General features: G+C 69.4%; 20 protein-coding genes. 11 read left to right on the top strand and 9 right to left on the bottom strand.

From position 1 onward, the window contains the following. Positions 1–10: 10 nt before the first annotated feature. A complete protein-coding gene (locus ACFVH2_RS02585) occupies positions 11–367 on the bottom strand; it encodes an SHOCT domain-containing protein (protein WP_378421243.1) in 357 nt (118 codons plus the stop codon). Positions 368–394: 27 nt separating this feature from the next. Continuing rightward, positions 395–820, bottom strand: a complete 426-nt coding sequence (locus tag ACFVH2_RS02580) for a DUF6325 family protein (RefSeq protein ID WP_378421241.1) — start codon at positions 818–820, stop codon at positions 395–397. 150 nt (positions 821–970) lie between these two features. On the opposite strand from ACFVH2_RS02580, the gene ACFVH2_RS02575 reads away from it, so the two are divergent. Then, complete coding sequence (locus ACFVH2_RS02575) at positions 971–1,345, top strand: SHOCT domain-containing protein (RefSeq protein WP_378421239.1); 375 nt, start codon at positions 971–973, stop codon at positions 1,343–1,345. A gap of 93 nt (positions 1,346–1,438) precedes the next feature. On the opposite strand, the gene ACFVH2_RS02570 is transcribed toward ACFVH2_RS02575, so the two are convergent. Next, the gene (locus tag ACFVH2_RS02570; RefSeq protein WP_378421237.1) at positions 1,439–2,338 is read right to left on the bottom strand and encodes a LysR family transcriptional regulator; all 900 of its coding nucleotides are present in this window, start codon (positions 2,336–2,338) and stop codon (positions 1,439–1,441) included. Between the two features lie 72 nt (positions 2,339–2,410). On the opposite strand from ACFVH2_RS02570, the gene ACFVH2_RS02565 reads away from it, so the two are divergent. The 4 genes from ACFVH2_RS02565 (at position 2,411) to ACFVH2_RS02550 (ending at position 6,143) form a co-directional block, all read left to right on the top strand. Further along, positions 2,411–3,364, top strand: a complete 954-nt coding sequence (locus ACFVH2_RS02565; RefSeq protein WP_378421235.1) for an EamA family transporter — start codon at positions 2,411–2,413, stop codon at positions 3,362–3,364. Positions 3,365–3,485: 121 nt separating this feature from the next. Next, complete coding sequence (locus ACFVH2_RS02560) at positions 3,486–4,727, top strand: MurT ligase domain-containing protein (RefSeq protein ID WP_378421407.1); 1,242 nt, start codon at positions 3,486–3,488, stop codon at positions 4,725–4,727. Further along, positions 4,720–5,436: a type 1 glutamine amidotransferase gene (locus tag ACFVH2_RS02555; RefSeq protein ID WP_378421233.1), complete on the top strand. Its 717-nt coding sequence runs from the start codon at positions 4,720–4,722 to the stop codon at positions 5,434–5,436. The genes ACFVH2_RS02560 and ACFVH2_RS02555 overlap by 8 nt, the downstream gene beginning before the upstream one ends. Before the next feature lie 80 nt (positions 5,437–5,516). Next, positions 5,517–6,143: a maleylpyruvate isomerase family mycothiol-dependent enzyme gene (locus ACFVH2_RS02550; protein ID WP_378421231.1), complete on the top strand. Its 627-nt coding sequence runs from the start codon at positions 5,517–5,519 to the stop codon at positions 6,141–6,143. 294 nt (positions 6,144–6,437) lie between these two features. Here the strand turns inward: ACFVH2_RS02550 and ACFVH2_RS02545 are convergent, their stop codons facing one another. Beyond that, the gene (locus tag ACFVH2_RS02545; protein WP_378421229.1) at positions 6,438–7,214 is read right to left on the bottom strand and encodes a VOC family protein; all 777 of its coding nucleotides are present in this window, start codon (positions 7,212–7,214) and stop codon (positions 6,438–6,440) included. Between the two features lie 622 nt (positions 7,215–7,836). After that, positions 7,837–9,192 (bottom strand): NAD(P)/FAD-dependent oxidoreductase, encoded by a 1,356-nt coding sequence (locus ACFVH2_RS02540; protein ID WP_378421405.1) that lies wholly within the window; start codon positions 9,190–9,192, stop codon positions 7,837–7,839. A 142-nt stretch (positions 9,193–9,334) separates the two neighbouring features. Here ACFVH2_RS02540 and ACFVH2_RS02535 point away from each other — a divergent pair, with 142 nt between their 5' ends. From ACFVH2_RS02535 to ACFVH2_RS02525, 3 genes are all read left to right on the top strand, one after another. Beyond that, positions 9,335–10,249, top strand: a complete 915-nt coding sequence (locus tag ACFVH2_RS02535; protein WP_378421228.1) for a LysR substrate-binding domain-containing protein — start codon at positions 9,335–9,337, stop codon at positions 10,247–10,249. A 26-nt stretch (positions 10,250–10,275) separates the two neighbouring features. Continuing rightward, the gene (locus tag ACFVH2_RS02530) at positions 10,276–10,698 is read left to right on the top strand and encodes an MmcQ/YjbR family DNA-binding protein (RefSeq protein WP_378421226.1); all 423 of its coding nucleotides are present in this window, start codon (positions 10,276–10,278) and stop codon (positions 10,696–10,698) included. A gap of 147 nt (positions 10,699–10,845) precedes the next feature. Next, positions 10,846–11,250, top strand: coding sequence for a hypothetical protein (locus tag ACFVH2_RS02525; protein WP_378421224.1), 405 nt, complete (start codon positions 10,846–10,848; stop codon positions 11,248–11,250). Between the two features lie 48 nt (positions 11,251–11,298). On the opposite strand, the gene recR is transcribed toward ACFVH2_RS02525, so the two are convergent. Then, positions 11,299–11,907 carry a recombination mediator RecR gene (recR, locus tag ACFVH2_RS02520; RefSeq protein ID WP_378421222.1) on the bottom strand — a complete coding sequence of 203 codons (609 nt, stop codon included), beginning with the start codon at positions 11,905–11,907 and terminating at the stop codon, positions 11,299–11,301. Positions 11,908–11,917: 10 nt separating this feature from the next. Then, entirely contained in the window at positions 11,918–12,229 is a 312-nt protein-coding gene (locus ACFVH2_RS02515) for a YbaB/EbfC family nucleoid-associated protein (RefSeq protein WP_378421220.1), read from the bottom strand. Between the two features lie 98 nt (positions 12,230–12,327). Here ACFVH2_RS02515 and ACFVH2_RS02510 point away from each other — a divergent pair, with 98 nt between their 5' ends. Then, positions 12,328–13,116, top strand: coding sequence for an Rv3717 family N-acetylmuramoyl-L-alanine amidase (locus tag ACFVH2_RS02510; protein ID WP_378421403.1), 789 nt, complete (start codon positions 12,328–12,330; stop codon positions 13,114–13,116). Positions 13,117–13,127: 11 nt separating this feature from the next. Here ACFVH2_RS02510 and ACFVH2_RS02505 read toward each other — a convergent pair whose 3' ends face one another. After that, positions 13,128–13,562: an SRPBCC family protein gene (locus ACFVH2_RS02505; RefSeq protein WP_378421218.1), complete on the bottom strand. Its 435-nt coding sequence runs from the start codon at positions 13,560–13,562 to the stop codon at positions 13,128–13,130. 262 nt (positions 13,563–13,824) lie between these two features. On the opposite strand from ACFVH2_RS02505, the gene ACFVH2_RS02500 reads away from it, so the two are divergent. Both ACFVH2_RS02500 and ACFVH2_RS02495 read left to right on the top strand, forming a co-directional pair. After that, the gene (locus ACFVH2_RS02500) at positions 13,825–15,267 is read left to right on the top strand and encodes an FAD-binding oxidoreductase (protein WP_378421401.1); all 1,443 of its coding nucleotides are present in this window, start codon (positions 13,825–13,827) and stop codon (positions 15,265–15,267) included. Then, the gene (locus tag ACFVH2_RS02495; protein ID WP_378421216.1) at positions 15,264–16,580 is read left to right on the top strand and encodes a class I SAM-dependent methyltransferase; all 1,317 of its coding nucleotides are present in this window, start codon (positions 15,264–15,266) and stop codon (positions 16,578–16,580) included. Before ACFVH2_RS02500 ends, ACFVH2_RS02495 begins: the two co-directional genes overlap by 4 nt. A gap of 674 nt (positions 16,581–17,254) precedes the next feature. Here ACFVH2_RS02495 and ACFVH2_RS02490 read toward each other — a convergent pair. Beyond that, positions 17,255–18,022: an IclR family transcriptional regulator gene (locus ACFVH2_RS02490; protein WP_378421214.1), complete on the bottom strand. Its 768-nt coding sequence runs from the start codon at positions 18,020–18,022 to the stop codon at positions 17,255–17,257. Positions 18,023–18,034: the final 12 nt, after the last annotated feature.

Genomic DNA, 18,034 nt, shown 5'->3' with positions numbered 1-18,034 from the left:
GCGGTCGGTCCTATCCGAGCAGCTTGGCCTTGGCCGCGGCGAACTCGTCGTCCGAGAGCACGCCCGACTGGTGCAGTTGGCCCAGTTGCTCGAGCTTGGCGATGAGGTCGTCGCCGGCGGGGGCAGCGGCGGGCGCCTGTTGCGCCTGCTGCTGCGCATAAGCCTGCTGCTGCTGCGCATAGGCCTGCTGCTGGGCGTACTCCTGTTCCTGCTGCTGCTCGGCGTAGGCCTGCTGCTCGGCGACCTTCCGCTGGGACCGGCGGTTCACGGCGTTGGAGGTCGCCGACGCTGTACCCGCGATCACCGCGGTACGCGCGACGGTGCCGAGCAATCCCGGACGGCCGACGCGACCGGCTCTGAAAACCATGTGATTCTCCTGTCCTGGTACGGATGACTACAGTGCGGCCGACACGGCTGCGACCACCGCGTCGCGAGGAATCTGGACGTGCAGCGCGACCTCGCCGCCGGAGCCGCGGACCTTCGCGGCCAACTCCCGGGCCCAGGTCTCCTCGTAGACGATGATCGCCGCCGAGGTGCCGGGCTCGAGGGTGTCGCGAACGACGTCCAGGTCCTCGTCGCTGATCAGCGCCTTGGCCTCGATCGACAGCACCGCCAGTCCGATCTCGTCGAGGTCCTCGTCGACGTCGACCTGAGTGACGGTGCCGTCGGCGTCCTTCGCGATGTAGACGAGATCGAGCAGCGTCACGTATCCGCGCTCCACCACGTCCTGGAGCGCCGCGATCGTCCCCGGATCCACCCGCGCGCCGGGGAAGGTCAGCACGACCAATTCCACCGGACCGATGTTCAATGAGTCGCTCATGCGGTCCAGCGTCGCACCGACGGTGCTCGGTACCCATCACCCCTGGAGGGTGAGAAATGCCGATTCACCTTCCGAGGATGAGATAGCGCCGCGCCGAGTCTGCAATCGTCAGGTGAACGAAGCTTCCACTATCGAGAAACGGGGCTCCACATGTCTTTCTGGGACATCATCTGGTACATCATCGTCTGCTTCGCGTTCATCGCTTACCTGATGCTGCTGTTCGCGATCATCGGCGACATGTTCCGCGACGACAAGACCTCCGGTTGGGTCAAGGCGATCTGGATCGTCTTCCTCATATTCGTACCGTTCATCACCGCGCTGATCTACCTCATCGTCAACGGCGACAAGATGACCAAGCGCTCCGTTCGAGCCGCGCAGCACGCGAAGGACCAGCAGGACGCCTACATCCGCGAGGTCGCCGGGAAGTCCCCCGCCGAACACATCGCCGACGCGAAGGCCCTGCTCGACAGCGGCACGATCACCGACGCCGAGTTCCAGACCCTCAAGGCCAAGGCGCTCGGCTAGGCACCGTCGCCGCTCCGCACTCGGACAGACGCCCCGGGACTTCGCCAGCACGCGAAGTCCCGGGGCGTCTGTCCGTCGTGGATGTGGTTCGGCCTAGTCGACCGCCGCGACCGCCGCGGCCTCCGCCCGGAAGGCCGCCGTCACGGCGACCACCGCGGGGCGCTCGACAGCCGCCGGCCGGGTCGCGATCTCGTAGATCCGCGCAGCTCGCACCCCGGCCAGCCGCACGCTCACCAGTCCGCCGTGCGCGGGCACGTACCGAGGCATCAGCGCGACGCCGTGACCGCCGAGCACGAGCTCCTCGATCACCCGGAAGTCGTTGATCCGCTGCACGACCCGCGGTTGCACGCCGGTCGCGGCGGCCACCGACTGCAACACGTCGTCGACGGGGTACCCACCGCGCACGCTGATCCAGCTCTCCTCGGACAGCTCCTCGATCCCCACCGCGGGCCTGCCCGCGAGCCGGTGTCCCGGCGGCAGGACGAGGTCGATCGGTTCCCGCATGATCGGCTCGAGCCGCACCCGGGGCGAGATGACCGACGGCGCGCGCTCGTCCCGGTGGGTCAGGATCACGTCGAAGTCCGCCAGCAGCTGCGGCACCGACGACGCCGGCTCGTCCACGTCGTGCGCATCGACCTCGACGCCGGACGTCGCGATCCGGGACAGCACCCCCGGTAGCAGCAGTGCCGCGCCGGACGGGAACATCGCCACCCGTACCCGGCCGCGCGGCGAGCCCCGGTAGGACGCCATCTCCGCTCCGGCCCGCTCCACGGCGGCCAGCACCTCCTCGGCGCGCAGCACCAGGGCCTGTCCTGCGTCGGTCAGGCGGACACGGCGCCCGTCCGGTTCCAGCAGCGCCACCCCCGCCTCGCGCGCGAGGACCTTGAGCTGCTGGGAGACCGCGGACGGCGTCAGGGACAACGCCGCCGCGGTGGCCGAGACGGTGCCGCGGTCGGCGAGCTCACGAAGCACCCGCAGACGCTCGACATCCATGTAGAAAAACTACAGCAATGCTGCATCAATATTCGATTGTCCTGATGTTTCTTCTCGCTCACGATGGACTGCATGACCAACCGCGACCGCCTGATCGGCCTGACCGTCGCAGTGCTGTGGGGGTTGAACTTCCTCGCCATCCGCGTCGGCCTCGACCACTTCCCGCCCTTCTTCTTCGCGGCCCTGCGGTTCCTGGTCATCGCGATCCCGGTGATCCTGTTCGTGCCCCGCCCGAACGTGCCGGTCCGATGGCTGCTGCTCTACGGAGTCGGCTTCGGCGTGCTGCAGTTCGCGTTCCTCTTCTGGGCGATGAACACCGGCATGCCCACCGGCCTGGCGTCGCTGGTGCTGCAGTCGTCGGCGCCGTTCACCGTGCTGCTCGGCGCGGTGCTGCTCGGCGAGCGGGTCGGTCGCAGGCAGTCGCTGGGGATACTCGTCGCGCTGGTGGGGATGGCGACGATCGGCTGGGACCGCATCCACGTCGGAGGAGCCGCGACCGCGGCCCTGCTGCCGGTACTGCTCACGCTGCTCGGCGGGCTCGGCTGGGCGCTGGGAAACATCGGCAGCCGCCAGGCCAGGCCGGAGAACCCGATGCACCTCACGCTGTGGATGGCGGTGATCCCGCCGCTGCCGCTGCTGGCGCTGTCGGCTGTCGTGGAGGGGCCGACCGCGGGTGTGCACGCCCTGCGCGACTCGCTGAGCACGACCGGCTGGCCCGCACTGGCCGCCCTCGCCTACATCGTCGTGCTCGCGACCGTGGTCGGGTCCGGGCTGTGGACCTACCTGATGAGTCGCCATCCCGCCGGGCTGGTCGCGCCCTTCTCCCTGTTGGTGCCGATCGTCGGGATCGGGGCGGCCTGGCTGGTACTCGGCGAGCGGCCGAGCGCGTTGTCCCTGGTGGGCGCCGCGGTCGTGGTCGTGGGCTGCCTCGGCGGGATGTCTCGCCCGGCCGCCGCGCCCGCGCCGGCCCCGATGCCCGCGACGGCCGTCGTGACGACGCCCACGCCGGTGGCGGCGCGCCCCTGAGCGCCGACGGCCGGTGTGGAAAACTCTGCCCGTGGCACTTAGCGATCATGGGGCGAGCAGCCCGAACAATCTCGGGGCGACCCGCCCGGGTACCCGATTCTCCGCGCGCGGGCGCCTCGCGCTGCGCGCCGCCGCACTGGCCGCCTGGGCCTCGCAGAAGGCGGGTCGCGGTAAGGGCTCGATGATCGGCGGCCTGATCGCGCTCAAGATCGACCCCACGCTCATGGCTCAGCTCGGACGCGGCAAGCGCACCGTGGTGATCACCGGCACCAACGGCAAGTCCACGACCACCCGGATGACGGCCGCCGCGCTGGCCACCCTGGGCGAGGTCGCCACCCAGGCCGACGGGGCGAACATGGACGCCGGCATCGTCGCGGCGCTGAGTTCCCACGTCGACGCCACGCTGGCCGCCATCGAGGTGGACGAGCTGCACGTGCCGCACGTCTCCGACGCGCTCGGGCCGCAGGCGATCGTGCTGCTGAACCTCAGCCGCGACCAGCTCGACCGGGTCGGCGAGATCAACATGATCGAGCGCAAGCTGCGGGCGGGCCTCGCCCGGCACCCGCACGCGGTCGTGATCGCCAACTGCGACGACGTGCTCGTCGCCTCCGCCGCCTACGACGCACCGAACGTGGTGTGGGTGGCGGCGGGCGGCGGCTGGGCGGGCGACTCGGTCAGCTGCCCGCGCAGCGGCGAGCCGATCGTCTGGGAGGAGCGGACGGGCGACGCGACCGGCATCGCCTACAACCATTGGCGCAGCACCGGCACCGACTTCGAGCGGCCCACCCCCGACTGGTGGCTCGACGGCGAGAACCTGTACGGCCCAGACGGATTGAAGATCCCGATGACCCTCACGCTGCCCGGGAAGGCCAACCGGGGCAACGCCGCCCAGGCCGTGGCCGCCGCCGTGACGCAGGGCGCGCGGCCGGAGGACGCGGTCGCCGCCGCCGCCGCGGTCCGCGAGATCGCCGGCCGCTACGCCGCCGTGCAGGTGGGTCCGCACTCGCTGCGCATGCTGCTGGCCAAGAACCCGGCCGGCTGGCAGGAGGCGTTGTCGATGATCGACCCGACCGTCGACGGACTGGTGATCGCCGTCAACGGTCAGGTGCCCGACGGCGAAGACCTGTCCTGGCTGTGGGACGTGCGGTTCGAGCACTTCGAGGGCGTCAAGGTGGTGGCTGCCGGCGAGCGCGCCACCGACCTGGCGGTCCGGCTGACCTACGCGGGTGTCGAGCACACGCTCGAACCGGATCCGTTGCGGGCCATCGCGTCCTGCCCGCCGGGTCGTGTCGAGGTGCTGGCCAACTACACCGCATTCCGCGACCTGAACACCGCCATCGCGAAGGAGAACCGGGATGTCTGAGTCCACCGTGCGGATCGGCCTGGTGCTGCCCGACGTGATGGGCACCTACGGCGACAGCGGCAACGCACTGATCCTGCGTCAGCGACTGCGGATGCGGGGCATCGACGCGGAGATCGTCGAGATCACCCTCTCCGATCCGGTACCCGACTCGCTGGACGTGTACACCCTTGGCGGAGCAGAGGATTCCGCCCAGCGGCTGGCCACCCGGCACCTGATCCGCTATCCCGGACTGCAGAAGGCCGCCGAGCGCGGCGCGCCGGTGCTGGCGATCTGCGCGGCCATCCAGGTGCTCGGACACTGGTACGAGACGTCCGCGGGCGAACGGGTCGAGGGCGTGTCCATGCTGGACGTCACCACCTCCCCGCAGGCGACGCGATCGATCGGCGAGGTGATCACCCGACCGCTGATCGACGGCCTCACCCAGCCACTGACCGGGTTCGAGAACCACCGCGGCGGCACCGCTCTCGGGTCCGACGCGCGACCGCTCGGCGCGGTCACCCACGGCGTCGGAAACGGGGTCGGCGACGGGCACGAGGGCGTGGTGCAGGGCTCGGTGATCAGCACCTACATGCACGGCCCCGCGCTGGCCCGCAACCCCGAACTCGCGGACCTGCTGCTGGCCCGCGCGCTGGGCGTGGCTGCACTCGAACCGCTGCGGCTCGACGAGGTGGACCGGCTGCGCCGCGAACGGCTCGCCGTCGGGCGCTGACCCGGGGGGGCCACGAATTCGCACGGCCGGCGCACCCGGATCGGTGTAATTTCCGAAGTACAGTCGATCCGGGAGGACACATGGCAACACAGAGCCCGTGGCCCGTCATCCACGCCGAACGAATCTCGCTCGCCGACGATCTCGCTTCCCTCACCGAGGAGCAGTGGTCCACCCCGTCACTGTGCTCGCAGTGGTCCGTCTGGGAGACGCTCGGCCACATGACGGCGACGGCCAAGATGACGCCGCCGAAGTTCTTCCTGAAGATGGCCGGGACCGGCTTCCGGTTCGAGTCGTTCGGCGCGAAGAACATCGCCGCGGAAACCGCGGGCACTCCCGCCGACACGCTCGCGGAGTTCCGCAGGGTCGCCACCGCGACGAGTTCCCCGCCGGGGCCGGTCGACACCTGGCTCGGCGAAACCATCGTGCACGCGGAGGACATCCGCCGACCGCTCGGCATCGCGCACGCCTACCCGCCGGACGCGCTGGTCCGGGTGGCGGACTTCTACAAGGGGTCGAACCTGTTGATCGGGAGCAAGTCCCGGATCGCGGGGCTAAGCCTCCGATCCACCGACACCGCCTGGACGATCGGGGCCGGCCCGGAGGTCGCCGGCCCCATGCTGGCGCTGGTGCTGGCGATGACCGGCCGCGCCGCGGGTCTGGACGAGCTGTCCGGCGAGGGCGTCGCGACGCTGCGCGAGCGGATCTGACGGCTGCGCACGCCGGACCTCGTGGCAGTGCCGATCGACCGCTCGGATTCAACGCCCCCAGACAGGGGTTCGGCCGGGGATGTAGCGATTAATCGCATCCTCGGCCGGATCTCTGCTTCTCAAGTTGTTCAGACCGTTACCGACCTGCTTTCCTTGATCCGCATCCCTCACGGTACGCCCGGGTCGACCTCGTCGCAATAGTCCTGACCAGCAATTTCAGCATAATTTCGCGACTGTCGGGCGTCACCGGTGCCCGCCCCGAACCCAGCCGGACGGGCACCGGAGAGCCCCGGGTCAGGAGTCCTGGATCTCGGTGATCTGGAACTGCGCCCCGAGCGGATCGGCCACCGTCGCCAGCCTGCCGAACGGCGAGTCCTCCGCCGGCCGGACGACGGTCCCGCCGAGCTCGACGACCTTCGCCAGTGCGGCGTCGGTGTCCTCGACGGCGATGTAGAACTGCCAGAACGACGGCGCGCCCTCGGGCAGGAATCCGGCGGCGTCCATGACGCCGGCGATGTTGTCGCCGCCGAGCCGCGCCTGTGAGTAGCGGAAGTCACCGGAGTCGGCGAGCGTGTTGTAGGTCCAGCCGAAGGTCTTCTCGTAGAACGGCAGCGCCGCCTGGTAGTCGCGCGAGAGGGTCTCGAACCAGGCCGGGGTGCCGGGCTCGCCCCAGCGGCCGTACCCGCTGTGCTGGTCGGGCTGCCACACACCGATCACCGCGCCGGCGGGGTCACCGAGGATGGCCATGGTGCCCTGCTCGCCGACCTGCATCGCCGGCATCATCACCTGTCCCCCGGCGGCCGACGCCCGTTCCGCGGTCGCCGCGGCATCGGCGGACTCGAGATAGACGGTCCAGACGTCGCCGTACGGGTTGCCGGGCTGCTGCGGGCCGAGCCCGGCGACCGGGGCGCCATCCTTGCTGAAGATCGAGTAGCCGCCGTACTGCGGGTCTTCGTTGGTATCCGAGGCCCAGCCGAACACGCCGGCGTAGAAGGGGATGACCCGCGACGGGTCGGAGCTGGTGAGGTCGACCCAACAGGGTGCGCCGACCTGGGACTTGCGTTCAGGCACGTCTGACTCCTTTGGCGGATTGCTGAGGACTGGTGCGCCGATCAACCTACGCGCAGCCACCGACATCCACCGGGGACCCGCGGCACCGCCGGCACGGTCAGCACTCGCTCGCCGGGACCCCGCGGAGCCGCTGGTGAGCCACTCCAGCAACCCCGCGAACCCGGTGACGGCCGCGATGCCGTGTTCGCCGAACACCTCTCGACAGACCGCCCGCACACCGAGACCGCACTGCTCCGAGTACAGGTTGCGGGCGCCCTGTGCGGGGATCTAGAACTCCTGGGCGCCGTTGTAGATGTAGAGCGGTCAGCGTCGCCGTCGCGTAGGACGGGGCTCCCGACGCGTCGGTCGTCCTCACCTTGAACTGGCGCACCTCGCGTACGGGAGCGGCGATGAGGGGGGGCGGCCTGCGTCGTCACGTCCCTCGACTCGAGAACCTCACCGTTGCGCTTGTCGCCCAGCGCATTCGGCCACGAGCCGAAGAACGGGTCGCCGACCGCCGACGGCATGATCGCGAGCCGCAGCGCCTGTATCGCGGCCGGTTCCCCAGGGACGACGCACCAGGCACCGGAGCGCGCGGAGCCCGGCGATTGCGTGGGCGTGCCACGCAAATCGCCGGACTGCGTCAGGAGACGGGGACGGGAACCCGTACCTCGGTCGGCACCTCCGACTTGATGACCTCGGTCTCGATCTCGTCGGGCACGGGTGCCGCCAGGACGGTCGGCTCCTGCGCGTAGTGGAAGTGCGGCCGACGGTGGCCGAGGAACGATCCGAACCAGGACATCACCGCGACGTAGCGGTTGCGGAAGCCCACCAGGTAGACCATGTGCACGGCCAGCCACAGCACCCACGCGACGAAGCCGGTGAGCTCGACGCTTTTCACCTTCGTCACCGCGCGGAAGCGGTTGATGATCGCCATGCTGCCCTTGTCGCGGAACTTGAAGGGCGTGCCGCGCTTGGTCTTGCCGAGGACGGTCCGGGCGACGTGGCGGCCACCCTGCATCGCGACCGGCGACTGCCCGGGCAGGTTGTTCAGCGAGGTCATGTCGCCGACGGCGAAGATGTCCGCGCGACCGCCGACGGTGAGGTCCGGGTTGACCAGCAGCCGTCCGGCCCGGTCGGTCTCGCATCCGGTCCGCTCGGCGAGCACGCCCGCGAAGTCGTTGGCCTGCACGCCCGCCGACCAGACGATGGTCTCGGCGGTGCGCCGCACCCCGGTCTCGCTGCCGTGCGCCTTGAAGGTGGCGCCGTGTTCGTCGATGTCGGTGACGAGGGTGTTCAGCACCACCTCGACGCCCGACTTCTCCAGCGAGGCCTTCGTGTACTCGCTGAGCTTGCCGCCGTACGCGGGCATCGCGACACCGGCGCCCTCGACCAGGGTGACGGTGACGTCGTCGACGGTGATGCCGCGGATCGACTGCTCGAAGTAGCGGCCGGCGAGCTCCTTGATCTGACCGGCGAGTTCGACGCCGGTCGCACCCGCGCCGATCACGATGAAGCTGAGCAGGTTCTTGGCGCGCTCGGGGTCGGTGGTGGTGTGCGCCTCCTCGAAGCAACGCACGATCTGGTCGCGCAACCGCTTCGCGTCGTTGACGGTCTTGAGCGCGTAGGTGACGTCGGCGAACTCGTCGCGGCCGAAGTACGACTGGCGCGCACCCGTGGCGGCGATCAGGAAGTCGTAGCCGAGGGTGTGCCGCTCGCCCGCGGCCTCGTAGACGAGTTCCTTGGCGTCGGGGCGCACGTCCACGACCCGGCCGAGGCGGACGTCGGCGTTCGGGTACTGCGCGAGGATTGCGCGGATGGAGGGTGCGATCTCGCCAGCCGACAGTACGCCGGTGGCCACCTGGTAGAGCAGCGGCTGGAAGAGGTGCTCGGTGGTCTCGGAAATGAGCACGAAGGGGGTACCGGCCTTGGCCAGCTTCTTCGCCGCCGCCAGGGCACCGAAGCCCGAGCCGACGATGACGACCTCGGTACGGTCCAACACTGTCTCGCTCACCACGACCTCCTGCTCGATCACAATCAGATGTATGAAAGCCACGCTAAGGATCACGAAGTGGTTTCCGCTAGTCAGCTGGGATATTCGGAATACAGTTATCTGGTTTGCTCATAAGTAGGATGGCGGCATGGACTTCCGTCAGCTGCGGTACTTCCTGGCCGTGAGCGAGGAACTGAGCTTCAGCCGCGCCGCGCAGAAGTGCTTCATCTCGCAGTCTGCGATCAGCCACCAGGTGTCGCGGCTCGAGCAGGAACTGGGCGCGGCGCTGTTCGAGCGGTCGACGCGGGTGGTCCGGCTGACGGACGCGGGTTCGCGACTGGTGCCGATCGCGCAGGAGGTGCTCAGCCTCGAGACGCAGGCGTACGCGGTCGCCAAGCAGCCGCGGAATCGGATCCGGATCACCGCGAACATGAGCTTCGCTCCGCAGTCCCTTGACGCGGTGGCACGGGTCCGTGACCTGCATCCCGATCTCGACATCGAGTTCGTGATCAAGAGCTTCGCCGAACGCATCGACGCCGTGGCCGCGGGCGACGCCGACATCGCGCTGGTCCGGGGAGCGGTGGACCGGCCGGGGCTGGAGACCGTCGAACTGGGCGTCGAGGACCTGCTGATCGTCACCTCGAGCCAGCATCCGTTGTCCGCGTTCTCCACCGTCGAGCTCGGCGAGCTGGCGCCCTATCCCCTGTTGCTGCCGCCACGGCACAGTCAGGTGCTGATCCACACGGTCGTCGAGGACGCCTTCGTCGAGGTCGGACGGCGGGTGCAGCTCGGGCCGCCGATCGCGAGGGACCACACCGCGACCCTCGACGTCATCAACCATCCGCGGGCCTGGACCGTCTTGTACTCCAGCACGGTGACCGGGGTTCCCCGGGCCGGCCTGCGGATCATGCGGGAGGCGCGCGGCAGGCTCCGAGTGCCGGTGTGCGGGGTCGTGCGCAGCGGCGCCGCCGGCTCACCCGCGATGGCCCATCTGGTGAACTCGCTGCGCGAGACCATGAATCTCGAGGCCGCGCCCGGCTCGGCGACGGACCAGGCCGGCTAGTCGCGCCACGGGACTACGCTTCGTCCATGACCGGCGAAACGCGGCGCGCGCGGGTCGAGGACGTGCACCGACTCGCCCAGGGCATGCCGCACGTGACCGTCGTGCCGGGACCGCGCGGCAACCCGGTCTATCAGGTCGGCGGAAAGTCGTTCGTCTTCTTCCGCGGACCGCGGCCCGATGCGTTCGACCCCGACACCGGCGAGCGCTACGACGACGTGATCGTGATCTGGGTCGACTCCGAGTCCGACAAGAAGGCCCTGATCCAGGATCCCGAGTCGCCGTTCTTCACGACGCCGCACTTCGACGGCCACCTCTCGGTCCTGGTGCGGGCGAGCCGGCTCCGCGAACTGACCCGGCGCGAGGTGGCCGAGGTCGTCCAGGATGCCTGGCTGTCGCGGGCGTCGGAGCGCAGGCGCCGAACCTGGCTCGAGGAGCATCCCGTCGAATAGATCCGACGGCTGTTGCCCCGCAGGGAGTAGACCACCGCGCCCGGCCGGCAGGAGGAGCCACGGACGGGTCCGTCACTCATCCGACTGACTGGATGCCCCCCGGTGCATTACCCTCCCGATGACCAATCGACTGAAATGGCGTGAAGAATGACGAAGTTGGCGGCTGCCCGGCGGCCCAAGACCCTTCCCCTGCTGATCCTGACGGCCTCCGTCGGCGCGGCGCTCGTGACTGGCTGCTCGTCGAGCAGTGACCAGCCCAGCGACCAGGACCAGATCCGCGACGTCACCAAGCAGGTGAGCGAGGCGTACACCGCCAAGGACGTGGACCGCTGGACCGGCGGCCTGTGCACCGAGACCGCGGACAAGGTCCGGGCGAAGACGCTCGACGAGAACCAGCCCGGCATGAAGCTGGTGTCGGTCGATGCGATCACCGTCGACGGCGACAAGGCCACCGCGAAGGTGACCGTCGACGAGGGCGGCCAGAACGTTACCGGCAAGGTCGGCTACGTCCGCGAGAACGGCGACTGGAAGTTCTGCACCCAGGAACAGTGACGCAACGGTCCGGCTCGGCCGCTGATTCGTCAGCCCGAGCCGGACCGGTCACATCGTCCGTCGGCCCGACAGCGCCCGTCCGAGCGTCAGCTCGTCGGCGAACTCCAGGTCGCCGCCCATCGGCAGGCCCGAGGCCAACCGGGTGACCGTCAGTCCGGGGAAGTCCCGCAACATCCGCACCAGGTAGGTCGCGGTGGCCTCGCCCTCGGTGTTCGGGTCCGTCGCGATGATCACCTCGGAGACGTCCACGCCGTCGTCCTGATTGCCGATGCGCGCCAACAGCTCCCGGATCCGCAACTGGTCGGGTCCGATGCCGCTGAGCGGGTCCAGCGCACCACCGAGCACGTGGTAGCGGCCCTTGAACTCTCGGGTGCGCTCGACGGCCTGCACGTCCTTGGGCTCCTCGACCACACAGATGGTCGTGCGGTCCCGGCGCGAGTCCGAGCAGATCCGGCACATCTCCTTGTCGGAGACCGTCCCGCAGACGACGCAGAACTGCACCCCGTCCCGGATCTTCTGCAGCGCGTTCTGCAGCCGGTCGATGTCCGGCGGCTCCACGCTGAGCAGGTGGAACGCGATCCGCTGCGCACTCTTGGGGCCGACACCCGGCAGCTTGCCGAGCTCGTCGATCAGATCCTGGACCGGGCCTTCGTACACGTCCTCGCCTCTAGAACGGGAGTCCGGGCAGACCGCCACCGAGGCCGCCGGCGAGCGGCCCGAGCTTGCCCGCCGCTACCTCCTGCGCCTTGGCCGACGCGTCCGCGATCGCGCCGATCACCAGGTCCTGCAGCGTCTCGACGTCCTCGGGGTCGACGACCTTCGGGTCGATCGCCAACGCGATCACCTCACCGGTGCCCTTGACGGTGGCCGTCACGAGGCCGCCGCCGGCCTGGCCGGTCACCTCCGCCTGGGCGATCTCCGCCTGCGCCGCCATCAGCTGCTGCTGCATCTGTTGGGCCTGCGCGAGAAGTTGCTGCATGTCGGGTTGTCCACCAGGCTGCACGTCGATTGTCCTTTCTGCGTGTTGCACCGTCAGCGTAGACGCATCGGGCTACGGTGGGCGGCGTGCGAGCGACGATGCAGCTGCGCCTGCTGCCAGTCGTGGCGGCCGCGCTGACCTTGACCGGGTGCACCATCCCCACCGAGGGCGCCGCTGCGGCGGATCGTTCGGCCCCGGCGGTGCCCGCGCCCCTGCTCTCCGCCGTGCCGGTCGCCGCGACCGGACTGCACGGGCGGACGGTCTTTCTCGACCCGGGCCACAGCGGGTCGCACGACGCGGCGATCACCGCCCAGGTACCCACCGGCCGGGGCGGCACCAAGGACTGCCAGACCACCGGAACCAGCACCGACGACGGCTATCCCGAGCACACGCTCGCCTGGCAGGTCGTCGACCACATGCGCACCCAGCTCGAAAGCCTCGGCGCCCGAGTCGTTCTCAGCCGCACCGACGACACCTCGGTCGGCAGCTGCGTCGACGAGCGGGCCGCGATGGCCAACGCCTCCGGCGCGGACGCGGTGGTCGCGGTGCACGCCGACGGAGCCGCACCCCGCGAGCACGGATTCCACGTCTGCTACTCGGTACCGCCGCTCAACGCCGTCCAGACCGGTCCGTCGGTCGCCTTCGCCACCGCCATGCGCGACGCGATGACGGTGGCGGGATTCACGCCGTCGACCTACGTCGGCGACCGCGGCCTGCAGGGCCGCGACGATCTCGCCGGCCTGAACCTCGCGACCCGGCCGTCGGTGCTGGTGGAACTCGGCAACATGCGCAACCCCGACGAGGCCCGCGAGATGACCGGCGACGACGGTCGGGCCCGGTACGCCCGTGCCGTGGTCGCCGGCATCACCAGCTTCCTCGGTGGCTGACGCCCTCCGGACTACCCCAGTTCGCGAGCCAGGTTCGCCAGCACGGCGGCCTGGATCTTCTTGAGGCCCAGCGGCGCAAAGGTCCGCTCGAAGAAACCGCCGATGCCGCCCGCACCGTTCCATGCGGTGGTCGTGGCGACGGTGGACCCGGTCCCGTTCGGGGTCACGGTCCAGGTGGTGACGAGGCTCGAGTTCGCATCGGTCTCGGTGATCGTGTTGCCCGCGACGGTGACGGTCGCCTTGATGTTGCGCGAACGCTTCTCGGTGGCCTTCAGGGTCCACTGAGCGACAGTGCCCGCGCCCTGACCGCCCTCGAGCACCTGGTAGTCGAGGTACTGCTCGGTGAGGATGCGCGGTCGCACCGTCTGATAGTCGGCGAGCGCCGCCAGCGCCTGCTCCGGTGCCGCCGCAACCTCGACCGAACTGCTCGCGCTGACCTGTCCCACCGTGTATCTCCTTAGCCGTGCGGGGCGGCGCAACGCCGACCCGAGTCGTATGACGTTCCCGTCGCCACCATCGTGCCCGCTCCGCTGACGGCGCGGAAGTCCCGCCGCCGGGCGTGTGCCCTGGATCACGACGGCAGGCGACGAGGTCCGATCGGACGCGCTCGCAACATTTGCGTGACATTTCCCGATTCACTCGTGGCGTGCTGTCGCAGCGATCGCCCGTAGGCGATAGCGTCGAGGTGTGGCTGTCACTTCGAGTGCGTTGCGCAACCGACTTGGTCGACGATCGTCCACACCGCGCGAGGTCGGGGCGCAGGCCCACCGCGCGGGTGTCGAGCGTCTGCTGACGAGCTATCACGCCATCCCGCCGTCGGCGAACGTGCGCCTGGCCAAGAAGACGTCCAACCTCTTCCGTGCCCGGACCCGGACCGACGCACCCGGGTTGGACGTCTCCGGCCTGTCCGACGTGATCTCGGTCGACCCGGCGACGCGTACCGCCGACGTCGCGGGCATGTGCACGTACGAGGACCTGGTCGCGGCGACGCTCCCCTACGGACTCGCGCCGCTCGTCGTCCCGCAGCTCAAGACCATCACCCTCGGCGGCGCCGTCACCGGACTGGGCATCGAGTCCACCTCGTTCCGCAACGGGCTGCCGCACGAGTCGGTGCTCGAGATCGACGTCCTCACCGGCAGCGGCGAGATCGTCACCGCCACCCCGGACGGCGAGCACGCGGACCTGTTCTGGGGCTTCCCGAACTCGTACGGCACGCTCGGCTACTCCACTCGGCTGCGCATCCAGCTCGAGACGGTGAAACCCTTTGTCGCGCTCCGGCATCTACGCTTCGACGACCTCACCGAGCTGCAGGCCACGATGGATCGCATCGTGGAGTCGCGCAGCTACGACGGCATCGCCGTCGACTACCTCGACGGCGCGGTGTTCTCCGCGAAGGAGAGCTACCTGACCCTCGGCGCGGCGACCGACGAGCCGGGGCCGGTGAGCGACTACACCGGCCAGGACATCTACTACCGGTCGATCCAGCACGAATCGATCACGCACCCGAAGACCGACCTGCTCACCATCGCCGACTACCTGTGGCGCTGGGACACCGACTGGTTCTGGTGCTCGCGCGCCTTCGGCGCGCAGAATCCGCGGATCCGACGGCTGTGGCCGAAACGCTACCGCCGCAGCAGCTTCTACTGGAAGCTGATCGCCCTCGACCAGAAGTACGACATCGGCGACCGCATCGAACGCCGCAAGGGCAACCCCCCGCGCGAACGGGTCGTCCAGGACGTCGAGGTGCCGATCGAGCGCACCGCCGACTTCGTGCGCTGGTTCCTGCGGGAGATCCCGATCGAACCGCTGTGGCTGTGCCCGCTGCGGCTGCGTGAACCCGGCCCCGCGGGAGCGTCCGCCGTCCGTCCGTGGCCGCTGTACCCGCTCGAACCCAAACGCACGTACGTCAACATCGGCTTCTGGTCGTCGGTCCCGATCGTGGCCGGCGAACCCGAGGGCGCGGCGAACCGGCTGATCGAACGGACGGTCACCGAGTTCGACGGGCACAAGTCGCTCTACTCCGACTCCTACTACTCGAAGGACGAGTTCACCGCGCTCTACGGCGGCGAACGATACGACGAACTGAAGAAGCGCTACGACCCCGATTCACGTCTCCTCGACCTGTTCTCCAAGGCGGTGCAACGCAAGTGACGACATTCAAAGAAGACAAGACCTCGACCGGAAACGGCACCGGCAAGCTCTCCATTGCGGAGATCCTCGAAACCGTTGTCGGAGAAGACATCCCAGTTCGATTCACCGCGTACGACGGTAGCTCCATCGGCGCCGAGAACGCCGAGTACGGCCTCGATCTGAAAACGCCACGCGGCACCACCTACCTGGTGACGGCCCCGGGCGACCTCGGCCTCGCCCGTGCCTACGTGTCCGGCGACCTGGAGGCGTCGGGCGTGCACCCCGGCGACCCGTACGAGATCCTCCGCGTCCTGGGCGAGCAGCTGCACTTCAGCCGGCCGTCCGCGAAGGAGCTGGCGGCCATCACCCGGTCCCTCGGCTGGGAACTGCTCAAGCCCGTCGCACCGCCGCCGCAGGAGCACCTGCCGCGGTGGCGCCGCTTCGCGGAAGGCCTGCGGCACTCCAAGACCCGCGACGCCGAGGCGATCCACCACCACTACGACGTCTCCAACGCCTTCTACGAGATGGTCCTCGGTCCGTCGATGACCTACACGTGTGCGGCCTACGAGTCGCCGGACCAGAGCCTCGAGGACGCCCAGGACAACAAGTACCGCCTGGTCTTCGAGAAGCTGAACCTGAAGCCCGGCGACCGACTGCTCGACATCGGCTGCGGCTGGGGCGGCATGGTCCGGTACGCGGCCAGGCACGGCGTCAAGGCGATCGGCGCGACACTGTCGGCCGAACAGGCCGCGTGGGCGCAGAAGGCGATCGCCGACGAGGGACTGTCCGAACTGGCGGAGGTCCGCCATTCCGACTACCGCGACATCACCGAGACCGGATTCGACGCGGTCTCCTCGATCGGGCTGACCGAACACATCGGCGTGCACAACTACCCCGCGTACTTCGCGTTCATCAAGGGCAAGCTGCGCGAGGGGGGCCTGCTCCTCAACCACTGCATCACGAGGCCGGACAACAAGCACAACGCGAGGGCAGGCGGGTTCATCGACCGCTACGTCTTCCCGGACGGCGAGCTCACCGGGTCCGGGCGGATCATCACCGAGATCCAGGACGTCGGGCTCGAGGTGCGCCACGAGGAGAACCTCCGCGAGCACTACGCACTGACCCTGGCCGGCTGGTGCCGCAACCTCGTCGACAACTGGGATGCCTGCGTCGAGGAGGTCGGCGAGGGCACCGCGCGGGTGTGGGGCCTGTACATGGCCGGGTCACGACTCGGCTTCGAGCGCAACGGTATCCAGCTGCACCAGGTCCTCGCGGTCAACACGGACCGCAAGGGCAACGCGGACCTCCCGCTGCGTCCGTGGTGGAAGGGCTAGTACGCGACCGGCACCATCGGCTCGATCAGCGACCACTGGGCGTCGGACAGGTACTCGGTACGTGCCACGACGCCCAGTGGTCGCCGATGGGAGCTGTCGCCAATTGGGAGACACGCTCCAGCTGGCAATGCTGGGAAGGGCCTCCGGCCAGGCGAGGATTACCATCCAAAGATCGCGCGCACCACCGACCCCAACTGGTCGGGGAGGACGCGGATGGGACCGAGACAGCCGGGACCGTACGCCCCTTGCCACCCTTCCCAGTACCCAGAGCAGCTGCCGCCGCTGCCCGTTTCGCTGTCCGTGGCGCTGCCCGTGGGCTGTTGCGGTGGTGGAAAAATGGCGGTAGCGAGATCTGCGACGGAACCACCGCTGGGGTCGGCGGCGTTCTCCTGGGCCGACGCCGTGCCCCCACCGAAGACCAGTCCGCCGCCGAGCAGAGCCGTGGCGACCAGAACGGACGCGCCCCGCCGCGCCAGATTTCGAGACATGCAACTTCCTTCGTTCGACATGCGATGACCGGGGCGCCCACACCCGACGGAACGCCCCCCGACCGAGCCAGAATAGGGCGAATCGCCCAGGGCGGCAGCCGAATCGGACTCAACTTTCCGCAGGTCAAAGCGTTGAACACAACTGGGCCACACCGCGGCCGCGGCCCTCGGGTCCGAGGCCGAACGTCACGCGGAGGGGGCGGCCTGCCGAACACTGCGGGCGATCTCCGTCGCGGCGCTCTGCACCGCCGCGACCATCCGGCGGTCCGTGGTGATCCGGCCGAGGGGCCCGCAGATCGACACGGCGGCGGGCGTCGGGTGTCCGTGCGCGATTGTCGCGGCGACGCAACCGATCCCGGGCAGCGCCTCGCCGCGGTCGAAGGCGACACCCTCGACGTCGATCCGATGGAGTTCCGCCTCCAACGTGCGCCTGCCTCCGGACCCGCGCGCCGCGTCCCGGTTGAGCCGGTCGAAGTCCGGGCCGTCGAGGGCCTCCCGCGGAAGCGCGCTGAGCATCGCCTTCCCCACCGCGGATCGGTGCGCGGGGTACCGCCCACCGATCCGCGACGGGATCTTGGCCCCGAACGTGCCCGAGATCTTCTCCCAGTAGATGCCGTCCGACCCGTCGAGGAATGCGAGGTGGACGACCGCGCCGGTGGACCGGTGCAGCTCCTGCAGGATCGGCAGGGTGGTGCGGTGGAACCAGTGGCTCCGCACCGCCCTGGAGCCGAGCTCGAACAGCCGGACCCCGATCTCGTAGCGGGTTCCGACCCGGTTGAGCCACCGCTTCTCCACCATCTTCTCGAGCAGGCGGTGCGCCGAGGAGGTCGGTATCCCCGTCAGCCGGGCCGTCTCGCTGAGGCTGAGGTGCCCGCAGTCCTCGAAGGCCTCCAGGACGAGCTCGACCCGGTCGAACATCGACATGCCCTGGGTCTGCTGACGATCGTTCTCCACGGCCGCACCTCT

The organism is Rhodococcus sp. NPDC127527, from assembly GCF_042672245.1.
In the GTDB taxonomy this organism is placed as follows: Bacteria; Actinomycetota; Actinomycetes; order Mycobacteriales; family Mycobacteriaceae; genus Rhodococcus_G.
Note: the sequence above shows the minus strand (reverse complement) of the source record. Positions and strands in the feature narration are given on the sequence as shown.

Excerpts from the sequence above, each read along its gene's own strand:
- ACFVH2_RS02510 (WP_378421403.1), top strand. The coding sequence starts at position 12,328 with ATGCAGCTGCGCCTGCTGCCAGTCGTGGCGGCCGCGCTGACCTTGACC.
- ACFVH2_RS02565 (WP_378421235.1), top strand. The coding sequence starts at position 2,411 with ATGACCAACCGCGACCGCCTGATCGGCCTGACCGTCGCAGTGCTGTGG.
- ACFVH2_RS02585 (WP_378421243.1), bottom strand. The coding sequence starts at position 367 with ATGGTTTTCAGAGCCGGTCGCGTCGGCCGTCCGGGATTGCTCGGCACC.
- ACFVH2_RS02515 (WP_378421220.1), bottom strand. The coding sequence starts at position 12,229 with ATGCAGCAACTTCTCGCGCAGGCCCAACAGATGCAGCAGCAGCTGATG.
- ACFVH2_RS02570 (WP_378421237.1), bottom strand. The coding sequence starts at position 2,338 with ATGGATGTCGAGCGTCTGCGGGTGCTTCGTGAGCTCGCCGACCGCGGC.
- ACFVH2_RS02555 (WP_378421233.1), top strand. The coding sequence starts at position 4,720 with ATGTCTGAGTCCACCGTGCGGATCGGCCTGGTGCTGCCCGACGTGATG.
- ACFVH2_RS02530 (WP_378421226.1), top strand. The coding sequence starts at position 10,276 with ATGACCGGCGAAACGCGGCGCGCGCGGGTCGAGGACGTGCACCGACTC.
- ACFVH2_RS02580 (WP_378421241.1), bottom strand. The coding sequence starts at position 820 with ATGAGCGACTCATTGAACATCGGTCCGGTGGAATTGGTCGTGCTGACC.
- ACFVH2_RS02550 (WP_378421231.1), top strand. The coding sequence starts at position 5,517 with ATGGCAACACAGAGCCCGTGGCCCGTCATCCACGCCGAACGAATCTCG.
- ACFVH2_RS02525 (WP_378421224.1), top strand. The coding sequence starts at position 10,846 with ATGACGAAGTTGGCGGCTGCCCGGCGGCCCAAGACCCTTCCCCTGCTG.
- ACFVH2_RS02575 (WP_378421239.1), top strand. The coding sequence starts at position 971 with ATGTCTTTCTGGGACATCATCTGGTACATCATCGTCTGCTTCGCGTTC.
- ACFVH2_RS02535 (WP_378421228.1), top strand. The coding sequence starts at position 9,335 with ATGGACTTCCGTCAGCTGCGGTACTTCCTGGCCGTGAGCGAGGAACTG.